Here is a 19994-nt window from a genome sequence, read left to right as displayed (position 1 = left end):
GGACACCGCGGGCTCAAGGTCGCCGCCCCCTGCCGCTCCCGCCCCGGACGCCGTAGCTTTGGCCGTACCACGCCACGGAGGTTGCCTCGCCCATGCGGATCGCCACGACCATCTTCCTGACCGACCGCTCCGTCACCCCCGTCCGCCTCGCCCGCAGCCTCGAGGAACGCGGCTTCGCCGGGCTCTACCTGCCCGAGCACACCCACATCCCCGTCGCCCGCGACACCGCCGCGCCCATGGGCGGCGACCTGCCCGAGATGTACGGGCGCACCCTCGACCCCTTCGTCGCCCTCGGCCAGGCCGCCGCCGTCACCAGCCGCCTCGGCCTCGGCACCGGCATCACCCTCGTCGCCCAGCACGACCCCATCGGCCTCGCCAAGCAGGTCGCCACCCTCGACCACCTCTCCGGCGGCCGCTTCACCCTCGGCGTCGGCTACGGCTGGAACGTCGAGGAAGCCGCCGACCACGGCGTCGAATGGCGCACCCGCCGCGAACTCGTCCGCGACAACATGGCCCTCATGCGGACCCTGTGGGCCCCCGAACCCGCCGCGTACGTGGGCCAGTACGCCTCCGTCCAGGCCAGCGCCGCCTGGCCCAAGCCGGCCCAGCCGCCCCGTGAGCTCGGCCCCGGCCAGCCCCTGCACGGCCCCCGCACCCTCCTCGGCGGCGCGGCCGGCCCGAAGCTCTTCGCCGCCGTCGCCGACCACGCCGACGGCTGGCTCCCCATCGGCGGCGGCGGCCTCACCGAATCCCTCCCGGTGCTGCGCCACGTCTGGGAGGCCGCGGGCCGCGACCCGAAATCCCTCCAGGTCGTCCCGTACGCCGTCCGCCCCACCCCGGGCAAGCTCGCGCACTACGCGGAGCTGGGCATCGAGGAGGTCGTCCTCCAACTCCCCTCCGCGGAGGAGGACGAGGTGCTGCGCACCCTTGACGACTACGCGCAGTACCTCTGAGGAGAGCCGCCGCACATGCCGGGCCAACGCAAACGCAAGCGCGCCAGGGGACGGGGGCTCCGCGAGTCGGAACTCCCGCCCGGCCACTGGGAACCGCTGCCCTCGACACAGGATCAGACGGAGCTGAGGGCGTACGTCCGCCGCCTGCACGAGGAGCACACGGTCACCGACCCGCGCCTGCTCCGCATCGACATCTTCTGCGGCCGCCTCCACCACCCCACGACCCACCAGATCAGCATCTACGTCCCGGACGATCCGGCCCCCGCCACGACGGCCAGCGGAGCAGGACGTAAGCAGATGCAATTCGGCCAGCACGCCTCGATCTCGGCGTCCTGACCGCCCCTCTTCGAGATCAGCAGCTGAACTGAGCAGCATGCAACAAGCCGCTGACCTGGCTGGATGTGCGCCTGTCACACCATGGCTCAATCGAGTGATCATGTAACCTCCTCAGAATTCTTGGGGGTGGGGATCGTGAGTGGTGGCGGCAGCAAAGACCTGGAGATGGATCCGGTCGCCGTGCAGAGCATCCAGGACGGACTGCGTTCCGCGGTCGGGAAGTTGCGTGAGTTCGCTACGGACACCTTGGCCGTGGCCGGGTCCGGTATGAGCCGGCTGGCACTGACAGGTTTCGAGGCCGGCCATCCGGCGGTGGCCTCCGGCCTGGAGGGCTTCTGCGAGCGGTGGGATCTGGGTGTGGCGAGTCTGGTGATCAGTACCAGTGGGCTTGCCGAGCGGCTGGGGATTGCGGCGGGCTCGGTCTGGGAGGAGGACCAGTACCGCAGGGGCACGTTCAAAGTGCTGGTCAACGCGGGCGTCGGCAATCCTTACGCGTCGGAGGACGACATCGAGAAGAAGTCGATGGCCGCGATCCTTTCGGATCACGCGCTCAAGGGGGAGACACCGGAGCAGGCCCGTCAGGCCAGAGAGGACTTCGACCGCACCTGGGCAGCAACCAAGCACAGCGTGCTCAACGAGGGTATTGGCGGCGGCCTACTGGAAAACGTCGCCGAGGCTCAGGGAATGGACCGCGACACGCTCGACCAACTGCGCAACCCGCAAGGGCCGGCGCAGCAGGCCCGTGCTGACAGCGGTGATCAGAATGACGATCAGGGGGAAGTTTCTGGTGTCCGGCGGTAACTGGCTGGAGCGGGGCGCGGCGTTCGCGGGTAACGCCGTCGAGTGGGCCGGCGACAAGACTGCCGATGTGCTGGAGGGTGTCGGCTGGCAGGAGGGCGCCAACGCTGTCCGCAACTCGGCGAACTCAGCTGCCAACCGGCTGGGCGCCGACGTGGGCGAGGTCGAGCTCGGCCAAACCGAAGATCCCAAGCAGCTCGTCCACGGCAGCGCCAGCAGCCTGCGTGCGACGGCCGGCCACCTGCGTGACTTCCACGCGGCCTTCACCCGCACCGGGGAGGGCTTGAGGAAGCTCGGCACGGACGGGATATCGGGAGCCGCGGCTGACGCCTTCAGGACCTCCGTCCAGGAGAAGGCCCCTCGTTGGTTCGCGGCCGCGGCTGCCTTCGAATCGGCGGCCGGCGCGGTTGCCCGGTTCGCTGACACGGTGACGTGGGCGCAAGGGCAGGCGAAGGAGGCGCTCGACGAGTACAAGGCCGCGGTGAAGCTGTCAGAGAACGCCCGTACCGCCTACGACACGTGGGCCAAGGAATACGAGGCGGCGGTGAAGGCCGGGCAGGATCCGCTGCCGGCTCGCCCGGGTGGCTTCACCGATCCGGGTGCGGATGGAATGAAGGCAGCCCAGCAGAAGCTGGCCGAGGCGCGGCGCCAGCGTGACGACGTCGCCCACTCGGTGGCGCAGGCTCTGGAGAAGGCTCGGGACGCAGCTCCGAAGGTGTCGGCCGCCGAGGCGGCAATGGTCGAGATCGTACGCAAGGGCGCCGAGTACCAGCACTTTTTCGGCGGTATCGCCAAGGGCACGGCCGGCATGGTCAACTCCGCCCGCGCGCTCGACTCCAAAGACCCTTACAACATCACCCACCCCACTGTGGCCCAGATGGGCCTCAACAGCATGGCGGCGGACTTCCTGAGGGCTGCCAACACCCCGGACGCCACAGCCAAAGCCGTCTTGGACAGCGCGTTGCAGGACCCGCACGAGTTCGGCGGGAAGCTCGTGCCGGACGTGGTTGTATCCAGGGGGTCAAGCCTGCTGACCAGCGGTGCCCGGACCGCCGCCGGAGCCGCCCGCCTTGCCGACGACCTGGGGCATACGCCCAAGGCGCCGAAGACCCCACATGGTCCGAAGGAGCCGGACGGCCCCTCGGCCGGCGAGGAGCTGCGTCACGACCCGCACGACAGGTCGCGTGAGTCCGACTGCAAGACCTGTCGGGAGGATCCGGTCGACGTCGCGACGGGCCGGATGACGCTCCCCCAGACCGACCTGGTCCTCCCCGGCTCCCTTCCGCTGGTGTTCAGCCGGACGTTCGAGTCGTCGTACCGTCTGGGCCGCTGGTTCGGACCCACCTGGGCGTGCACCGTCGACCAGCGGCTGGAGTTCGATGACGAGGGCGTGGTCCTGGTCAGCGAGGACGGCAGCCTGCTCGGCTACCCCCACCCATCGCCCGAAGCCGCGGTACTGCCGCACCTGGGCCGCAGTTGGCCGCTGGAACAGCAGGCCGACGGCGGCTACACGGTCACCGACCCTGACACGGGCCGGGTGCGCCATTTCAGCGAACACGGCCTGCTCCTGCAGATCGACGACCGCAACGGCGCCTGGATCACCTTCACGTACAACGAAGCAGGCGCCCCTGCCGCGATCTCCCACAGCGGCGGCTACGAGGTCCGCCTGACGACCTCTGACGGCCGAATAACCGGCCTGGCCCTGGCCGACGGCACCCAGATCCTCCGATACGGCTACACCGACGGACACCTCACCGAGGTCATCAACTCCTCGGGCTGCCCCTTGCGCTTCAGCTACGACGAGCTCGGCCGGATCACCTCTTGGACCGACACGAACGACCGCCACTTCGACTACACCTATGACGACCAGCACCGGTGCGTCGCCCAGTCCGGCACCAACGGCCACCTCAACGTCCGCTTCACCTACGAGCCCGGCCGCACCACGCTGACCGACTCCCTCGGCCACAGCACGCAGTTCCTGGTCAACGACCGCGCCCAGATCACCGCGGAGATCGACCCCACCGGCGGGACCACCCGCTTCGGGCACGACCGCCGCAACCGGCTCCTGGTGCGCACCGACCCCCTCGGCCACACCACCCGCCTCACGTACGACGAGGCGGGCCAGCTGATCAGCGTGACCCGCCCGGACGGCCGCGTATCGCGGGCGGAATACAACGCACTCGGCCTACCGGTGAAACTGATCGCCGCGGACGGCAGGATGACCCGCCAGACCTACGACGAGCACGGCAACCGCACCTCCGTCACCGATCCCACCGGCGCCACGACCCACTTCGCCTACGACACCCGCGGCCACCTCGCCTCAGTGACGGACGCCCTGGGCAACACCACGGCACTCCGGTGCGACCCGACAGGCCAAGTCATCTCGGTGACGGACCCCCTGGGCGGGACGACCACCTACACTCGCGATGCGTTCGGCCGCCCGATCGCCATCACGGACGCGCTGGGCCACACCACACACCTCACCTGGAGCGTCGAAGGCCGCCTCCTGCACCGCGTGCATCCCGACGGCACCGAGGAGTCCTGGACCTATGACGGCGAGGGCAACTGCCTGACCCACACGGACGCGATCGGTGGTGTCACGGTCTCCGAGTACGGCGACTTCGATCTCCTCACCGCCCGCACCGACCCGGCCGGCGCCCGCTACACCTTCAACCATGACACGCAACTCCAGCTCACCGGAGTCACCAATCCCCAAGGTCTGACCTGGACCTACGCCTATGACCCGGCCGGCCGCCTGGCCTCGGAGACTGACTTCGACGACCGCACCCTCACCTACAGGTACGACGCGTCGGGACGTCTGACCTCCCGCACCAACGCCCTTGGTGAGGTGACCACCTACGAGCACAACACACTCGGCCAGGCAATCCGCAAGGACGCGGCCGGCCTGGTCACGACGTACGAGTACGACGTCTTCGACGCCCTCGCGACAGCGTCCTCGCCGGAGGCCACGGTCACCTGGCTCCGCGACGCCTCCGGGCAGCTCCTCTCGGAGACGGTGAACGGCCGCACCCTCACGTACGGCTACGACGCCCTGGGCCGCCGCATCAGCCGCACGACACCCACGGGCGCGGAGTCCCACTGGACGTACGACGCGGCAGGCCGGCGGACCTCGCTCACCACGGCCGGTCGGACGCTGACGTTCGAGCGGGACGCAGCGGGCCAGGAGCTGGCCCGTACGCTCGGCCCGTCGCTCGCCCTCACCCACGAGTACGACGTGATGGGTCGCCGCACCGCCCAGTCCGTGGTCGGCCTGGACGGCCGCACCCTCCAGCGGCGCGGCTACAGCTACCGGGACGACGGTTACCTGACCGGCATCGACGACTCCCTCACCGGCCCGCGCACCTTCACCCTGGACGCGGCGGCCCGCGTCACGACGGTGGAGGCCGACTCCTGGTCGGAGCGCTACGCCTACGACGAGGCCGGCAACCAGGCCGCCGCCTCCTGGCCCAGCCGGCATCCCGGCGAGGAGGCCCAGGGCGCCCGCGCCTACACAGGCACCCGCATCACCCATGCAGGATCGATCCGCTACGAGCACGACGCTCTGGGCCGCATCACCCTCAGGCAGAAGACCCGGCTCTCGCGCAAGCCCGACACCTGGCGCTACGAGTGGAACACCGAAGACCTCCTGGTCGGAGTGACCACCCCGGACGGCACCCGCTGGCACTACCAGTACGACGCCCTGGGCCGCCGTACGGCCAAGCAGCGTCTGTCACCGGCCGGCACGGTCGTCGAGGAGACCCTCTTCACCTGGGACGGCACAACCCTCTGCGAGCAGAACAGCGGAGCGGTCATCCTCACCTGGACCCACCAAGGCCTCCACCCCGTCACCCAGATGGAGCGCATGACTCAGGACGAGGTTGACGACCGCTTCTTCACCATCGTCACGGACCTGGTGGGCACCCCCACCCACCTCCTCGCAGAAGACGGCACCACGGCATGGCACACCCGCGCCACGCTCTGGGGCACCACAACCTGGAACCGCGACGCGACCGCCTACACCCCGCTCCGCTTCCCGGGCCAGTACTACGACCCGGAATCCGGCCTCCACCACAACTACTTCCGCACCTATGACCCCGAAACGGCCCGCTACCTCACGCTAGACCCGTTGGGACTCGGCCCCGCGCCCAATCCCGCCACGTACGTCGATAATCCTCACTCCTGGGCCGACCCGCTGGGGCTCGCTCCGTGCCCACAACGCGCGTGGGCGGACAAGGCTGACTTCTCGAGCCAGAAGGTAATGAGCAAAAAGTTTGCCGCCCATGGGGGAGACTTCCTCGATAACCCAGGCAACCTGAACAAGGCCAACCTGCAGCTGTTCGAAGAGGCCATGCGTGAGCACATGACAGGGGATGGAACGAAGATTTACCGCTTCAACTACAGAAATCAAGGATCGGCGGTCGGATTCATCGATCCGGCATCCCAAAAGATGGTGATGCTGCGCGCTGATGGTAAGTTCTGGTCGGCCTGGAAACTGAGCGACAAACAGTTCCAGGGGATCATCGACAAAGGGTTTCTGTGGTGACCGGTTCAGGGTACGAAGAGGCATCGGGCGTGCAGGCTGCGCTCGGCCAAGACGGCGCTTTCGCGCCGTCTTGGCTGCGGGACAAATCGGTGGCTCCGGTGCCTGCGGGTCCACAGCTCGATGCGGCAGTGGCACGGCGGATCGCCGCCGGGTGCCGCGCGGTCGGGGCACCGTACGTCCTTGCCGCGAACCTCGCAGACAGCCCCGGGGCAATCACCGGCACAACGTCCCGGCTGTCCACCGACACGCAGGGCTTGGACATCCATCCGCCGTTCATGCTGTGCACGCCCGACCTGCAAGGAGCCGTCCTCTTTCCCGCGCCCGGCTATGCATTGATCGCGGGCACTTCCGCATTCATGGCGGCGGCGGTCGGAGAGGGGGTCGATACGGCACGCGCACGCTTCGGCCGTTATGCGCGCGAGCTCTCGGGCAGTCACCCGGCGCTGTCGGCCGTGGCAGTCGCCTACAGACCCGCGCACCGGGCGTGGTCCCGCCTGGGCGACATCGACCCGACGAGTGCGGCGGCGCGGCAAGTGGCGCTGCTCGACGGGTTCACCGACGGCACCTGCAGTGCACCGGACTTCGCCCACGGCTGGTGGGAGGCCCGTCGCGCTTCTCAGACGAACGGGGAACGGATCCAGGGGGCGCTCGGCGCTCTGTTCGACGAGGTGTTCATGATCCTCGAGGACTACGCCGTCGATCCCGAATTTGCCGAACCCGGGGATCTCGACGATGACGAACTTGAGGCCGCCGTCCGCGCGGCCTGGGTGGCCTTCCGGCACCGAGAAGCCGGCCGAAGCGGGAAATGAACGACCTCGGCGAGCCGGTCACGAGGAACTCGCCGACCGGCTCGTCTCCCCGGTAGGGCACGGGTGGTGGGGCTGGCGGTCTTACGCGTCGCCGCGCTCCAGCAGCAGCTTTGCTGCCCGCGCTGCGCCGTCCGTCCGGAACGCCTCCGACACCGCGGCGGCCCGGGTGCGCACCTGCGGCGTCAGGGCCGTCTCCAGGGCCGCCGACAGCGACTCGACCGTCGGGGTCGGGCCGGCGTGGGCCGCGCCGATGCCCAGGTCGGCCACGCGGCCGGCGAAGTAGGGCTGGTCCGCGCCCTGGGGGACCACCACCTGGGGCGCACCCGACCAGGTGGCCGTCGTGGTCGTGCCCGCGCCGCCGTGGTGGATGACGGCGGCGGCCCGGCGGAACAGCGCCTGGTGGTTGACCTCGCCGACGACGAAGCAGTCGTCCTCGTCGTCGATCAGGGCCAGGTCGGCCCAGCCGCGGGAGATGACCACGCGGCGGCCCTGCGCGCGGATCGCCTCGACGGCCACCCGGGCGACGTCCTGCGGATCCCGCATCGGAATGCTGCCGTAGCCGACGTACACCGGGGCCGTGCCGGCGTCCAGGAACTCCACCAGCTCCGCGGGGAGCGGCCGTTCGTCGGGCAGGACCCAAGCCCCCGTCTGCAGGACATCGAGGTCGGCCGGCTGCCGCCACGGGGCCAGGGCCGGATCGGCGGCCAGCCACGGCCGGTCGGTGAAGACGTGGTCGCGGATGTCGTCCAGCGGGGCGAGGCCGATCGACTCGCGGTAGGTGTTGATCGGCTCGCCGAACACCGCCTGCACGTCCTCGGCGTCCTGGTCCCACAGCGCGCGGTTGTCGGTGACGTCCGGCGGGAGCGGCCGGCCCGGGCGCGGGATCGGCGGGTGGTGCGGCGACGGCAGGCTGACGGGCTGGTAGCTCGCGTACACGTACGGAATCCCCAGCTGCTCGGCGGCCGCCTGGACGCCGGCGACGGCGGGTACGAGACCGGTCGCCACCAGTACGTCGAACCCCTCGGCCACCGCCATGACGTTCTGGTGGAACGCGGCGACCAGCTCGGCCGCGCGCTTGGGCACGCCGCCTGCGGTCGGCGGGACCTTGCCAGTCACCAGGTCGCGCACCGACTTGCCGGTCGGCACCATCTTCACGCCGACCACGGCCAGCCGCTTTTCGAACTCCTCGTCCGGCGGCGCGCAGACCAGCACCTGCGCGCCGAGCTCCTGCAGCCGCACGGCGAGCCCCACCAGCGGTTCGACGCCTCCGCGGGAGTCGTAGGCAGACAACAAAACGCGCATGAAGTGCTCCATTTCCGCAGCCAGTCCCTGATCTTGATCGTGATTCTGCGGGACGACCGGGGCCTTGCCGCAAGCCCCCTGGTGCGCTATACGTTGAGAGTGGCGGGAAGTGAGAACTGCCTTTTCGCCCGGCCGCGTTGGCCACCCCTACCGCCAGAACTGCGCGAGCGCCGCCTCTTTGTACGGGCTCGGGCTCACGCTCAGTTCGCCCGCGAAGGGGCGGTCCAGGACCATCACCAGCAGCAGGCTGAAGCCGATCAGGGCCGCCACCGCCGAGACGAACAGCAGCTGCATCCTCAGGCTGCGCAGCCCGAACAGGAACGTGAGCGGGAGGATGACCAGCGCGCCGCCGTACACCAGCACCTGCAGCAGCGTCGGCAGTGACGTACTGGCCATGTCGATGCGGGCCCGGCGCTGGGCGGCGACGTCGTTGAGGCGGCCCGCGGCCTCGTCGTAGAAGGTCTCGCTGCGGTGGCCGGTGGGCTCGTACGCCTGGAGCGCCTTGTACAGGCCGTGCGTCTGCTCGGCGGTCGCGTCGTAGCTGGGGCGGCCCTCGCGCATCAGCGGCCACTGGACCTCGACGACGGAGTGGACGTACTCGCCGACGGCGTGTTCCACGCGGGCGCGGTCGGCGGGCGGGAAGGCCTCGGCGCTGCGGACGATCAGGGCGAGGTCGGTGGCCTCCGTGGCGACGGTGGTCTGGGTGTTCTCGAGCTGGGTCCAGAGGGTGACGACGACGAACGCGAGGATGATGCCGTAGATCGCGCCGAACATGCCGAGGGCGACGCCGACCATCTCGTTGTGCTCGCCGCCCGCGAGGTGCGGGAAGCGGCGGCGGGCGGCCAGGCTGCCGGCCGCGGCGAGGCCGATGAAACCGCCCACCAGGATGAGGCCCAGGGTGAAGGTGGAGAAGGTGTTGAGCAACCAGAGGATCATGCGCTGATCAACGACCGACTCCGCCCGAGGGCCCGGCGCTGGACCCAGCGCCGGGACCGGGCCCCGGCCGCGGCCTCAGTGGACCTCGGGTGCCTGCGGCAGGCCCTGCAGGGCCGTGCCCGTGCCCGCGAGCGAGGAGTCGGTGGACTTCGCGGCCGCGCCGGCCGCGCCCGCCGTCACGCCCAGGGCGGTGCGCGTGTCCTGCACGGCGTGGCCCGGGTGGTCGACGATGTCGCCGACGCGCTTGGCGAGCGGGGCGACGGCCTGGCCGCTGACGGCTTCGCCGTTGGCGGTGGCGGTGGCGTCGGCGTGGGCGGCTCCGGCGGCGAGGGCGAGGGCGCCGGAGGACAGGGCGAGGGCGGCGAGGCTGCGCTTCATGGCGTTGGCGTTGACGTTCATGCCCTGGTGAACGACCTGCCGGGGGCGGGGGTCACCCCCGGTGCGGCGTGTCGCGCCCGCCGCACCCCGTTCGGGGCCGGTTTTCCCGGGCCCGGGCTCAGTCCTCGACCACCAGCGCCGGCGTCGCCTTGGTCAGGATCCCACCGCGGAAGGAGGCGGGGCTGCGGCGTGCCGTGACGGCCATGACGACCAGGCCGAGGGCCAGCCGGCCCACGCCGATGACGAAGACGCTGCCGACGCCGAGGACGGTGGAGCCGGAGCCGTACGAGGGGTCCCACATGTCGACCAGGGTCTTGAGGAAGACCCCGGCGAGCAGCAGGCCGCCCAGACCGGCAAGACGCGCGGAAACCGCAGCCATGTCCGTTTCACCCTATTCAAAAGTTTCCCGTGTGACTTTCAACCTCTCGACTCTTCGACCTTCAGCTCGGCCAGACGATCGACTGCACCTCGCTGTACGCGTGCAGCGCGTACGAGCCCACGTCCCGGCCGACCCCCGAGCGCTTGAAGCCGCCGAACGGCGCCTCCATGTTCCGGCCGATCGTGTTCACCCCGACCCCGCCCGCCCGCAGTCGGCGCGCCACCCGGAAGGCCCGCGCCGCGTCCCCGGACCACACGTAGCTCAGCAGCCCGTAGTCGCTGTCGTTGGCCAGGGCGACGGCCTCGTCCTCCCCGCCGTCGAACGGGACGACCACCACCACCGGCCCGAAGATCTCCTCCCGCACCACCCGCATCTCGCTCGTGCAGTCCACCAGCAGCGTCGGCGCCACGTAGAAGCCTCGGCCCCCGCCGTCACCGCCACCCGCACCGACCACGGGGCGCTCCCCTCCGTACGCGAGGCGCGCCCCCTCCTTCCGCCCGAGCTCGATGTACGACTCCACCCGGTCCCGGTGCGCCGCCGAGATCACCGGGCCGACCACCGTGCCCCGCTCGGCCGGGTCGCCGACCTTCATGTGCGCGAGGTAGCCGGTCAGCTTCTCCACCAGCGGCCCGTACACCGACCGGTGCACGATCACCCGGGTCGGGGCGGTGCAGATCTGCCCGCTGTAGAAGGAGAAGGTGGTGCCGATGCCGGCGACCGCCGCGTCGAGGTCGGCGTCGTCCAGCACGATCGCCGCGCCCTTGCCGCCGAGCTCCATCAGCTGCCGCTTCATCGTCCGGCCGCAGACCTCGGCGATGCGCTGCCCGACCGCCGTCGACCCGGTGAAGGACACCATGTCCACGTGCGGGGAGGCCACCGCGGCCTCGCCGACCTCCACCGACTGCCCGCCGACCACGTTCACGACACCGCGCGGGACCCCGGCCTCGGCGAGCGCCTCCGCCATCCGGAACACGGACAGCGGGTCCTGCGGGGCCGGCTTGACCACCACCGTGTTGCCCATGGCCAGGGCCGGGGCCACCTTGCCCGCCGGGTTGGCCCACGGGTTGTTGTACGAGGTGATGCAGGTGACCACGCCGACCGGCTGGCGCACCTCCAGCGCGCCCAGGATGCTCGCGCGGCCCATCGGCCCGGCCTCGGTGACCTGCGGCGGCAGACCCCGCTCCACCGGTTCCAGGGCGCCCTTGGCGTACCGCCGGAACCGGGCCACCCCGACGCCGACCTGCATGCCGCGGGCGATCGCCGTCGTGGCGCCCGTCTCGGCGCGGGCCAGCTCCGACCACGGCTCGTACTGCCGCTGGATGATGTCCGCGGCCCGGTCCAGCATCGCCGCCCGCTCCTCCGGCCGGGTGCGCGCCCAGCCCTCGAAGGCCTCGGCGGCCGCCGCGGCCGCCTCCAGGACCTGGGCGGGCGAGGCCTCGGGGGCCAGTCCGACCACCGACTCGTCCGCGGGGTTGACCACCTCGTAGTGGCCGCCGGCCGGCTCGACCCAGTCGCCGCCGATGAAGAGCCGCTGCGGACCCGTCCGCGTTCCCGTTCCCGTTCCCGTTCCCATCGTCATCGGGTGCTCACCGTCCGCGTGTCGCGGCCCGAGCGCAGCACGGTGCCCGGGACCGCGCCCGTCACCTCGTCGTCGCGAACCGTCTCCACGCCGTTGACCCGTACCGACACGATCCCGACCGCCCGCGCGTCCAGCCGCGGGCTGTTGCCCGGCAGGTCGTGCACGAGCGTCGCCGGCCCGGCGTCGATGCGCTCCGGGTCGAACAGCACCAGGTCCGCGTGCCAGCCCTCGGCGATCCGGCCGCGCTCGCGCAGCCCGAACAGCTGCGCCGGATCGTCGGTGAGCATCCGTACCGCCTGCTCCAGCGGCAGCAGCTTCCGGCCGCGCAGGCAGTCCCCGAGGAAGCGGGTCGTGTACGGGGCCCCGCACATCCGGTCCAGGTGCGCGCCCGCGTCGGAGCCGCCCAGCATGACGTCCTCGTGCTGCCAGGTCTCGGCGCGCAGGGCCCAGCTGGCCGGGTCGTTGTCGGTCGGCATCGGCCACAGGACGGTGCGCAGGTCGTCGTTGGCGCAGATCTCGACGAGGCACTGGAAGGGGTCCTGACCGCGCTCGGCGGCGATGTCGCGGACGACGCGGCCGCTGTGCCCCTCGTTGTCCTTGCTGTACGTGTCCCCGATGACGTAGCGCCCGAAGTCGGCCAGGCGGCGGAACACCCCGGCCTCCTTGCTGTCGGCGCGGCGCAGCATCTCGGCGCGGACGGCGGGGTCGCGCAACTTCGCGATCCGCTCGGGCACGGGCAGGCCCAGGACCTCGCCCCAGCCGGGGATCAGGTTCAGGGCGCAGAACGTGCCGAGGGACATGTTCATGGGGGTGAGGATCGGCATCGTGAGCGCGACGATGCGGCCGCCGGCCTTGCGGGCGCGCTCGCTCGGGACGAGCTGGCGCGGGACGCGTTCGGGGACGGCGGCGTCGATGGTGAGGACGTTCCAGTTCAGGGGGCGGCCGGCGGCGGCGGACATCTCCACGAAGAGGTCGATCTCGGCGTCGGAGAACTGGTCCAGGCAGCCCGCGACGATCGCCTCCAGCTGGGTGCCCTCGTGCTCGCCGACCGCCTCGCAGAGGGCGAGCAGCTCGGCGGGGCCGGCGTGGCGGGAGGCGACGGGGGCGCCGTCGCCGTCGGAATGGGTGGAGGACTGGGTCGTGGACAGGCCCCAGGCGCCGGCGGCCATGGCGTCGTGGAGCAGGTCGACCATTTTGCGGAGCTGGTCGGGGGTCGGCTGCCCGCCGACGGCGTCCTCGCCCATCACGTAGCGGCGCAGGGCGCAGTGGCCCACCATGAAGCCGGCGTTGACGGCGATGCGGCCCTCCAGGGCGTCGAGGTACTCGCCGAAGGAGGACCAGGACCAGTCCACGCCCTCCTCCAGGGCGGCCAGCGCCATGCCTTCCACTTTGCTCATCATGCGGCGGGTGTAGTCGGCGTCCCGGGGGCGGGCCGGGTTGAGGGGGGCCAGGGTGAACCCGCAGTTGCCGCCGGCGACGGTGGTCACGCCGTGGTTCATGGAGGGGGTGGCGTACGGGTCCCAGAAGAGCTGGGCGTCGTAGTGGGTGTGCGGGTCCACGAAGCCGGGGCAGAGGACGAGGCCGGTGGCGTCCTCGGTGGTGCGGGCGTCTTCGGTGACGGTGCCGGGGGTGGCGATCACGGCTATGCGGCCGCCCCGCAGGCCGACGTCTGCGGGGCGGGCGGGGGTGCCGGTGCCGTCCACGACGGTCGCGCCCTTGATCAGGTGGTCCAGCATGACGGTGACGTCCCTTCGCTTTGGTGTCCTGACCCCTGGGGCCCGCCCGAGCGCCCGCGCCTCAATCGCCGGCGGGGCTGGATGTGCCGGACCCCCGGCTCAGGTGGCGGCGGAACCAGCCGGGCTTCTGGGGCTCCGCCCCGGACCCCGTGCCTCGAACGCCGGCGAGGCTGGCTTTGCCGGACCCCCGCCTCGAAAGCGGGGGGCCGGCACATTTCGGCCCCGCCGGCGATTGAGTGGGGGTCCCCCCGGACGGAGTCCGGGGGAGGGTCCGTGCGGAGCCCGGCTCCGGCGGCCCGGGTCAGGCCGACTGGCGGAAGCGGGTCGTGCGGTGGATCGGGTCGGTGTCTATCTTCGGGATGACGTGTTCGCCGATCAGCTTGATCGTCGTCATGGTGTCCTCGTAGGACACCCCCGTCGGCAGGCCGAACGACAGCTGGTCGGCGCCGGCCTGCTCCCACCGCTTGCACTGGGCCAGGACCTCGGAGGGATCACCGCAGATCAGCAGCTCCTCCGCGATCAGGAGCTCGATGATCTCCGCGTTGTACTCCGGCAGGATCTCCGGCCACTGCGGAATCGCCTCCGGCCGCGGGAAGGTGTCGTGGTAGCGGAAGACCAGCGACTGGAAGCGGTTCATGTTCGCGTTGACCGCGATCTCGACCGCCTTGTCGTGGGTCTCCGCGCAGATCGCGGTCGAGGTGACCATCACGTTGTCGTTGACGAAGGCACCGATGGCCTTGGCCTCCTGGATGGCCGTCTTGTACTGCTCCAGCACCCACTCCATGTCCGAGACCTTCTGGACGCTGAAGCCGAGGACCCCGAGGCCCTTCTTCGCCGCCATCGCGTACGAGGACGGCGACCCGGCGGCGTACCACATGGCCGGGTGGGCCTTGCCGTACGGCTTGGGGAAGATCTTGCGCGGCGGCAGCGACCAGTGCTTGCCCTGGAACCCCTCGTACTCCTCCTGGAGGAACATCTTGGGGAACTCCGCGATGGTCTCCTCCCAGATCTCCTTGGTGTGGTTCATGTCCGTGACGCCGGGCAGGAAGCCGAGGATCTCGTGGCTGCCGGCGCCGCGCCCGGTGCCGAACTCGAAGCGGTCCTTGGAGAGGTGGTCGAGCATGGCGACCTTCTCGGCCACCTTCACCGGGTGGTTGACGGGCGCCAGGGGGTTGAAGATGCCCGAGCCGAGGTGGATCCGCTCGGTGGCGTGGGCGAGGTAGGCGAGGAAGACCTCGTTGGCCGACAGGTGGGAGTACTCCTCCAGGAAGTGGTGCTCGGAGGCCCAGGCGTACTTGAAGCCGGACTTGTCGGCCTGGATGACGTACTCGGTCTCCTCGATCAGCGCCTTGTGCTCTGCCTCGGGGTCGACCTTGGACCGCGCCTGGGGGACGTATCCCTGCACGAAGAGCCCGAATTCCAAGGGGGTTCACCGTCCTTTGATTTCTGACGTCTCGTCAGATTCGATGGGTCGACTGTTCCATCGGGGAGGCCGGAGCGTCAATACCTGACGCTCCATCAGGCCGCGCGCGGAACGAACCGCTCACAGCACGCTCACGCCCGCCATCCAGCCGCCGTCCACCACGAACGGCTGCCCGGTGATGTACGAGGAGTCCTCGCTGCTCAGGAACAGCGCCAGCCGCGCGATCTCCTCCGGCCGCCCCGCCCGCCCCATCGGCACGACCCGCCGGTACAGCTCCGCCATCGCCTCCCGCGCCTCGTCGCCCATGTTCGCCGGGTCGAGCAGGCCGGGGTTGGCCATCGGCGTGTCCACCGCGCCCGGGCACATCGCGTTCACCCGGATGTTCCGGCCCGCCAGCTCAAGTGCGGCCACCCGCGTCAGGCCGACGATCGCCGCCTTCGTGGCCGCGTACGCACCCACGTACGCCATGCCCGTCAGGCCGGTGTACGAGGAGGTGTTGACGATCGTGCCGCCGCCGGCCGCCTCGATCTCCGGGGCCACGGTCTTGATGCCGAGGAACGCACCGACCTGGTTGACCTGCACCACCTCCTGGAACTCCGCCAGCGGCGTCGCGGTCAGCTCGTTGAAGCGCAGGATGCCCGCGTTGTTGACCAGCCCGTCGATCGGGCCGAAGGCCTCCTTGGCGGCGGCCGTCGCGGCCGCCCAGTCCTCCTCCCGGCTCACGTCCAGGCGCACGTAGCGCGCCCGGTCCTCGCCTATCTCCTTGGCCACGGCGGCGCCCTGCTCGTCCAGCACGTCGCCGAGGAGCACCTTGGCCCCCTCGGCGGCGAACAGGCGCGCCTCCTGCTCGCCCTGCCCGCGCGCCGCACCGGTGATGATCACCACACGCCCGTCCAGCTTGCCCATGTCTGCTCTCCTAGTCGTTGAGGAGGGGGGCCACCTCGGCCCCGAATGCGGTGATCTGGTCGGTCAGCTCGGACCGGTCGCGGCTGCGGAAGCGGACCTGGATCTGGTCGACGCCGAGCGTCCGGTACGCGCGCAGCGACTCGGCGAGCACCTCCGGCTTGCCGGCCAGGGTCCGGCGGCCGGTGTCCCAGCCGGGCTCGCCGACGTACAGCGCCTCGGTGATCGCACCGAACTCGAACGGACCGGTGGCCCCGGCCGCCTCGCGCAGCTCCCTGATCCGGGCGATCTGCGCGGGCAGCCGGTCGCGCGGGTCGCCCTGCGGGAGCCAGCCGTCGCCCCGGACCGCGGCGCGGCGCACGGCCGCGGGGGACGAACCGCCGACCCAGACGGGGACGCGGGCCTGGGCGGGGCGGGGCCGCTGGCCGAGGTCCCGGAAGGAGAACCGCTCGCCCTCGAACGCCGGGTACTCCTCGGGGCCGAGGGCGGCTCTCAGCGCGTCCAGGGTCTCGTCGAGCAGGGCGCCGCGGCCGGCGAAGTCGACGCCGAGGACCTCGAACTCCTCCTGGACGTGTCCCGCCCCGACGCCCAGGACCAGCCGGCCGCCCGCGAGGTGGTCGAGGGTGGCGTACTGCTTGGCGGAGAGCAGCGGATGGCGCAGGCCCAGGATCGCGACGTGGCTCAGCAGCCGCACCCGCTCGGTGATCCCGGCCAGGAAGGCCAGCGTCGCCACCGGGTCGTACCAGACGGTGCCCATGGGGCCGGCGAGGCGGCGCGGGATGGCGACGTGGTCGCAGGTGGCGATGTATCCGAAGCCCGCCCGGTCGGCGGCCCGCGCCACCTCGGCCAGGTCGGCCGCACCGGCCGCGGCCTCCCAGGGTTCGGCGTAGAGGGTGCTCTGCGACTGGATCGGGAGCTGCATGCCGTAGGCCAGCCGGCCTTCGGGGAACGTGCGTGTTGCCGTGCCGGGCGTGCCGGCCGTGCCTGCTGTTTCCGTCATTGGTCCCCGCCTCGCCTTCGTCGCGTTCGTCGCGTCCGTCGCGCCGGAGACATGGTGGTAGCTGACGGTTCGTCAGACAAGAGGCAGGGGGTAGGGATGGACGCCGTAACTGCCGTGACCGGTGCAGCCGTTCGTCGTACGCTGGGATGATGAGGATTCCCAGGCAGGCTGCGCGGATCGTTGTTCTCTCGCCCGGTGGGGACGTGTTCCTGTTCCGGGAGAACAACGTGGAGGTCGGGATCCACTGGCTGCCCCCGGGCGGCGGGATCGAGACCGGGGAGACGCCCGAGGAGTGCGTGCTGCGGGAGTTGCGGGAGGAGACCGGCTGGACCGATCTCGAACCGCAGCGGCTGCTGTGCACCTGGGAGCACGACTTCACGCACGAGGGCGTCCCGGTCCGCCAGCACGAGCACATCTACGTGACCACCGGCCCGCGGCGCGACCCCGTGCCGGAGTCGCCCGACGCGTACTGGCGGTGGCTGTCGCCCCAGGCGCTGGCCGCGCTGGGCGAGCCGTCGTGGCCGCCGCGGCTGGCCGAGCTGCTGGGACGGGAGCAGCCCGTACACCTGGGGCTGGTGGGCTGAGCCCACCGGCCCGATTCAGCCTCGCCGGCGAGGCCGGAGGCGGGCTGAGCCCACCGGTCGGGGTCGCTCAGCGGCGGCCGGCCGCCGTGGCCTTGGCGTACAGGGTGGCCGCGTAGTCGCCGAGGATGGTGCTCGTGGAGACGTCGTCGGTGTCGCCGCCCGTCAGGACGCCGATGATGCGGCCGTCGCGCGCGAGCCAGGCGCTGCCGCTCGTCCCGCCGGGGAAGTCCGCGCAGTCGAAGCGCTGCTCGGTCGGGGTCTCGCGGATCGCCTGGGCGGTGCAGGTGCGCGGGACCTTGCGGTCCGCCGGGTAGCCGGTGACGGTGATCTCCTCACCGGTGCGGCCCGTGGTGTCCAGGGGGGCGCCGCCGGTCAGGTCCTCGATGTTGCGGCCCTTGTCGTCCGGGGCGAGGCGGGCGAAGGCGAGGTCGTAGTCGTCGTCGGTGTCGTCCGCCCAGCGCGGGTCCTCGAAGACCTCCTCGATCTTCCAGGAGCCGTACGGGGCCTGGCCGTTCGCGTACGCGGGTGCGAAGACGGCGCCACTCCCGTCGGCCTTGCCGGCGAGCAGGCAGTGCCCGGCGGTGACGATCAGGTTCTTGCCCGGACTGCGCACGACGGTGGCGGTGCAGAAGTGGTCACCCTGCACGCTGCCCTGGAACAGGGCGCCGGTGAAGGCCGGTGAGGTGCCCGGCTTCGGGGTGCCGGAGGTGGTCAGCTGGGGCTGCTTCGCCGATTGCGGGCGCGAACTCGCAGTGGGCGCGGGCTGTGCGGGGGCGGCGGCCTTGACGCGGGTTTCCGGTTGGCTGCCGGCGTCCGGCACCACGTAGGTCATGGCAGCGGACGCGCCGAGCGCCGCCGCGGCGCACAACACGCCGGTCACCAAGGTCCGCTTGTCCACCACTGCCGCCCCTTCAGCTTTGCTCTGGCGAAGCATGCCTTGGCCTTCCCGTTCGCCGCAAGGGGCGGGTCGGACGGACGCCGCCGCCCCGCCCGACCCTTGCGTCCCGCTACGCCCCCGCCCAGAGTCCTTCCGGGGTCAGTCCCAGCAGGTCGATCGCGTTGCCGCGCACGATGCGCTCGACGACGTCCGGTGCGAGGTGGCCCATCTGGCTCTCGCCCACTTCGCGGGATTTGGGCCAGGTGGAGTCGGAGTGCGGGTAGTCCGTCTCGTAGAGGACGTTGCCCACACCGATGGCGTCGAGGTTGCGCAGCCCGAAGGCGTCGTCGAAGAAGCAGCCGAAGACGTGCTCGGCGAACAGCTCGGCGGGCGGGCGCAGCACCTTGTCGGCGACGCCGCCCCAGCCGCGGTTCTCCTCCCAGACCACGTTGACGCGCTCCAGGATGTACGGGATCCAGCCGATCTGGCCCTCCGCGTACATGATCCGGAGGTTCGGGAAGCGCTCGAACTTGCCGCTCATCAGCCAGTCGACCATCGAGAAGCAGCAGTTGGCGAAGGTGATGGTGGAGCCGACGGCGGGCGGGGCGTCGGCCGAGGTGGACGGCATGCGCGAGGACGAGCCGATGTGCATGGCGATCACGGTGCCGGTCTCGTTGCAGGCGTCGAGGAAGGGGTCCCAGGCGTCGGTGTGGATGGAGGGGAGCCCGAGGTGCGGGGGTATCTCGGAGAAGGCGACGGCGCGCACCCCGCGCGCGGCGTTGCGGCGGACCTCTGCGGCGGCGAGTTCGGCGTCCCACAGGGGGATGAGGGTGAGCGGGATGAGCCGGCCGCGGGCTTCGGGGCCGCACCATTCCTCGACCATCCAGTCGTTGTACGCGCGGACGCCGAGCAGGCCGAGCTCGCGGTCCTTGGCCTCCGTGAAGGTCTGGCCGCAGAAGCGGGGGAAGGTGGGGAAGCAGAGCGCGGACTGGACGTGGTTGACGTCCATGTCGGCGAGGCGGTCGGGCACGGAGAAGGAGCCGGGGCGCATCTGCTCGTACGTGATGACCTCGAGCCGGATCTCGTCGCGGTCGTAGCCGACGGCGGTGTCGAGGCGGGTGAGGGGGCGGTGGAGGTCCTCGTAGACCCACCAGTCGCCGATCGGGCCGTCGTCGCCCTTGGCGCCCATGACCGGGGCGAACTTGCCCCCGAGGAAGGTCATTTCCTTGAGCGGTGCGCGGACGATGCGGGGACCGGTGTCGCGGTAGCGGGACGGGAGCCGGTCCCGCCAGACATGGGGGGGCTCAACCGTGTGGTCGTCCACCGAGATGATCTTCGGAAAGGTCTCCATGGCTCCCACCGTAGCGTTCATCTGACGAACCGTCAGCTACTTGGGGAGTGATCGGTTCGACACGGGCTGACGGGTACGAGCAAGACAGGGCAGACTGGCCCTTACAC

16 protein-coding genes and 1 pseudogene are annotated in these 19994 nt (G+C 71.0%); 6 read left to right on the top strand and 11 right to left on the bottom strand.

The annotated features are described in order from the left end of the window. Positions 1-92: 92 nt before the first annotated feature. The 5 genes from AB0F11_RS03895 to AB0F11_RS03875 all read left to right on the top strand — a co-directional run bounded on the left by AB0F11_RS03895 (position 93) and on the right by AB0F11_RS03875 (position 7439). The gene (locus tag AB0F11_RS03895; RefSeq protein WP_362168051.1) at positions 93-953 is read left to right on the top strand and encodes a TIGR03619 family F420-dependent LLM class oxidoreductase; all 861 of its coding nucleotides are present in this window, start codon (positions 93-95) and stop codon (positions 951-953) included. Between the two features lie 15 nt (positions 954-968). Next, complete coding sequence (locus AB0F11_RS03890) at positions 969-1289, top strand: hypothetical protein (RefSeq protein WP_362168049.1); 321 nt, start codon at positions 969-971, stop codon at positions 1287-1289. 126 nt (positions 1290-1415) lie between these two features. After that, on the top strand, positions 1416-2090 hold the full coding sequence (locus AB0F11_RS03885; RefSeq protein ID WP_362168046.1) for a hypothetical protein: 675 nt from the start codon (positions 1416-1418) through the stop codon (positions 2088-2090). Further along, entirely contained in the window at positions 2077-6630 is a 4554-nt protein-coding gene (locus AB0F11_RS03880) for a putative T7SS-secreted protein (RefSeq protein WP_362168044.1), read from the top strand. The genes AB0F11_RS03885 and AB0F11_RS03880 overlap by 14 nt, the downstream gene beginning before the upstream one ends. Next, the gene (locus AB0F11_RS03875) at positions 6627-7439 is read left to right on the top strand and encodes a hypothetical protein (protein ID WP_362168042.1); all 813 of its coding nucleotides are present in this window, start codon (positions 6627-6629) and stop codon (positions 7437-7439) included. The genes AB0F11_RS03880 and AB0F11_RS03875 overlap by 4 nt, the downstream gene beginning before the upstream one ends. Before the next feature lie 81 nt (positions 7440-7520). Here the strand turns inward: AB0F11_RS03875 and AB0F11_RS03870 are convergent, their stop codons facing one another. From AB0F11_RS03870 to AB0F11_RS03830, 9 genes and pseudogenes are all read right to left on the bottom strand, one after another. Continuing rightward, positions 7521-8741: a glycosyltransferase gene (locus AB0F11_RS03870; RefSeq protein WP_362168039.1), complete on the bottom strand. Its 1221-nt coding sequence runs from the start codon at positions 8739-8741 to the stop codon at positions 7521-7523. 147 nt (positions 8742-8888) lie between these two features. Next, the gene (locus tag AB0F11_RS03865; RefSeq protein ID WP_362168037.1) at positions 8889-9677 is read right to left on the bottom strand and encodes a DUF4239 domain-containing protein; all 789 of its coding nucleotides are present in this window, start codon (positions 9675-9677) and stop codon (positions 8889-8891) included. Positions 9678-9752: 75 nt separating this feature from the next. Then, positions 9753-10076 carry a hypothetical protein gene (locus tag AB0F11_RS03860; RefSeq protein ID WP_362168034.1) on the bottom strand — a complete coding sequence of 108 codons (324 nt, stop codon included), beginning with the start codon at positions 10074-10076 and terminating at the stop codon, positions 9753-9755. Positions 10077-10173: 97 nt separating this feature from the next. Continuing rightward, positions 10174-10404, bottom strand: a pseudogene (locus tag AB0F11_RS03855) (amino acid transporter); the annotation flags it as partial. 91 nt (positions 10405-10495) lie between these two features. Beyond that, positions 10496-12013 (bottom strand): aldehyde dehydrogenase family protein, encoded by a 1518-nt coding sequence (locus tag AB0F11_RS03850; protein ID WP_362168032.1) that lies wholly within the window; start codon positions 12011-12013, stop codon positions 10496-10498. Next, entirely contained in the window at positions 12010-13749 is a 1740-nt protein-coding gene (locus AB0F11_RS03845) for a D-aminoacylase (protein WP_362168030.1), read from the bottom strand. Before AB0F11_RS03845 ends, AB0F11_RS03850 begins: the two co-directional genes overlap by 4 nt. A 301-nt stretch (positions 13750-14050) precedes the next feature. Then, the gene (locus tag AB0F11_RS03840; RefSeq protein ID WP_362168027.1) at positions 14051-15172 is read right to left on the bottom strand and encodes an LLM class flavin-dependent oxidoreductase; all 1122 of its coding nucleotides are present in this window, start codon (positions 15170-15172) and stop codon (positions 14051-14053) included. A 120-nt stretch (positions 15173-15292) separates the two neighbouring features. Continuing rightward, a complete protein-coding gene (locus AB0F11_RS03835) occupies positions 15293-16078 on the bottom strand; it encodes a glucose 1-dehydrogenase (protein WP_362168024.1) in 786 nt (261 codons plus the stop codon). A gap of 10 nt (positions 16079-16088) precedes the next feature. Then, complete coding sequence (locus AB0F11_RS03830) at positions 16089-16997, bottom strand: LLM class F420-dependent oxidoreductase (protein ID WP_362168200.1); 909 nt, start codon at positions 16995-16997, stop codon at positions 16089-16091. Positions 16998-17224: 227 nt separating this feature from the next. On the opposite strand from AB0F11_RS03830, the gene AB0F11_RS03825 reads away from it, so the two are divergent. Next, entirely contained in the window at positions 17225-17659 is a 435-nt protein-coding gene (locus AB0F11_RS03825) for an NUDIX domain-containing protein (protein WP_362168020.1), read from the top strand. 67 nt (positions 17660-17726) lie between these two features. Here the strand turns inward: AB0F11_RS03825 and AB0F11_RS03820 are convergent, their stop codons facing one another. Further along, positions 17727-18557 (bottom strand): trypsin-like serine protease, encoded by an 831-nt coding sequence (locus tag AB0F11_RS03820; protein WP_362168018.1) that lies wholly within the window; start codon positions 18555-18557, stop codon positions 17727-17729. A 109-nt stretch (positions 18558-18666) separates the two neighbouring features. Further along, positions 18667-19887, bottom strand: a complete 1221-nt coding sequence (locus tag AB0F11_RS03815; RefSeq protein ID WP_362168016.1) for an amidohydrolase family protein — start codon at positions 19885-19887, stop codon at positions 18667-18669. Positions 19888-19994: the final 107 nt, after the last annotated feature.

Origin of the sequence: Streptomyces sp. NPDC032472 (assembly GCF_040636955.1) — a bacterium.
Taxonomy (GTDB): domain Bacteria; phylum Actinomycetota; class Actinomycetes; order Streptomycetales; family Streptomycetaceae; genus Streptomyces.
Note: the sequence above shows the minus strand (reverse complement) of the source record. Positions and strands in the feature narration are given on the sequence as shown.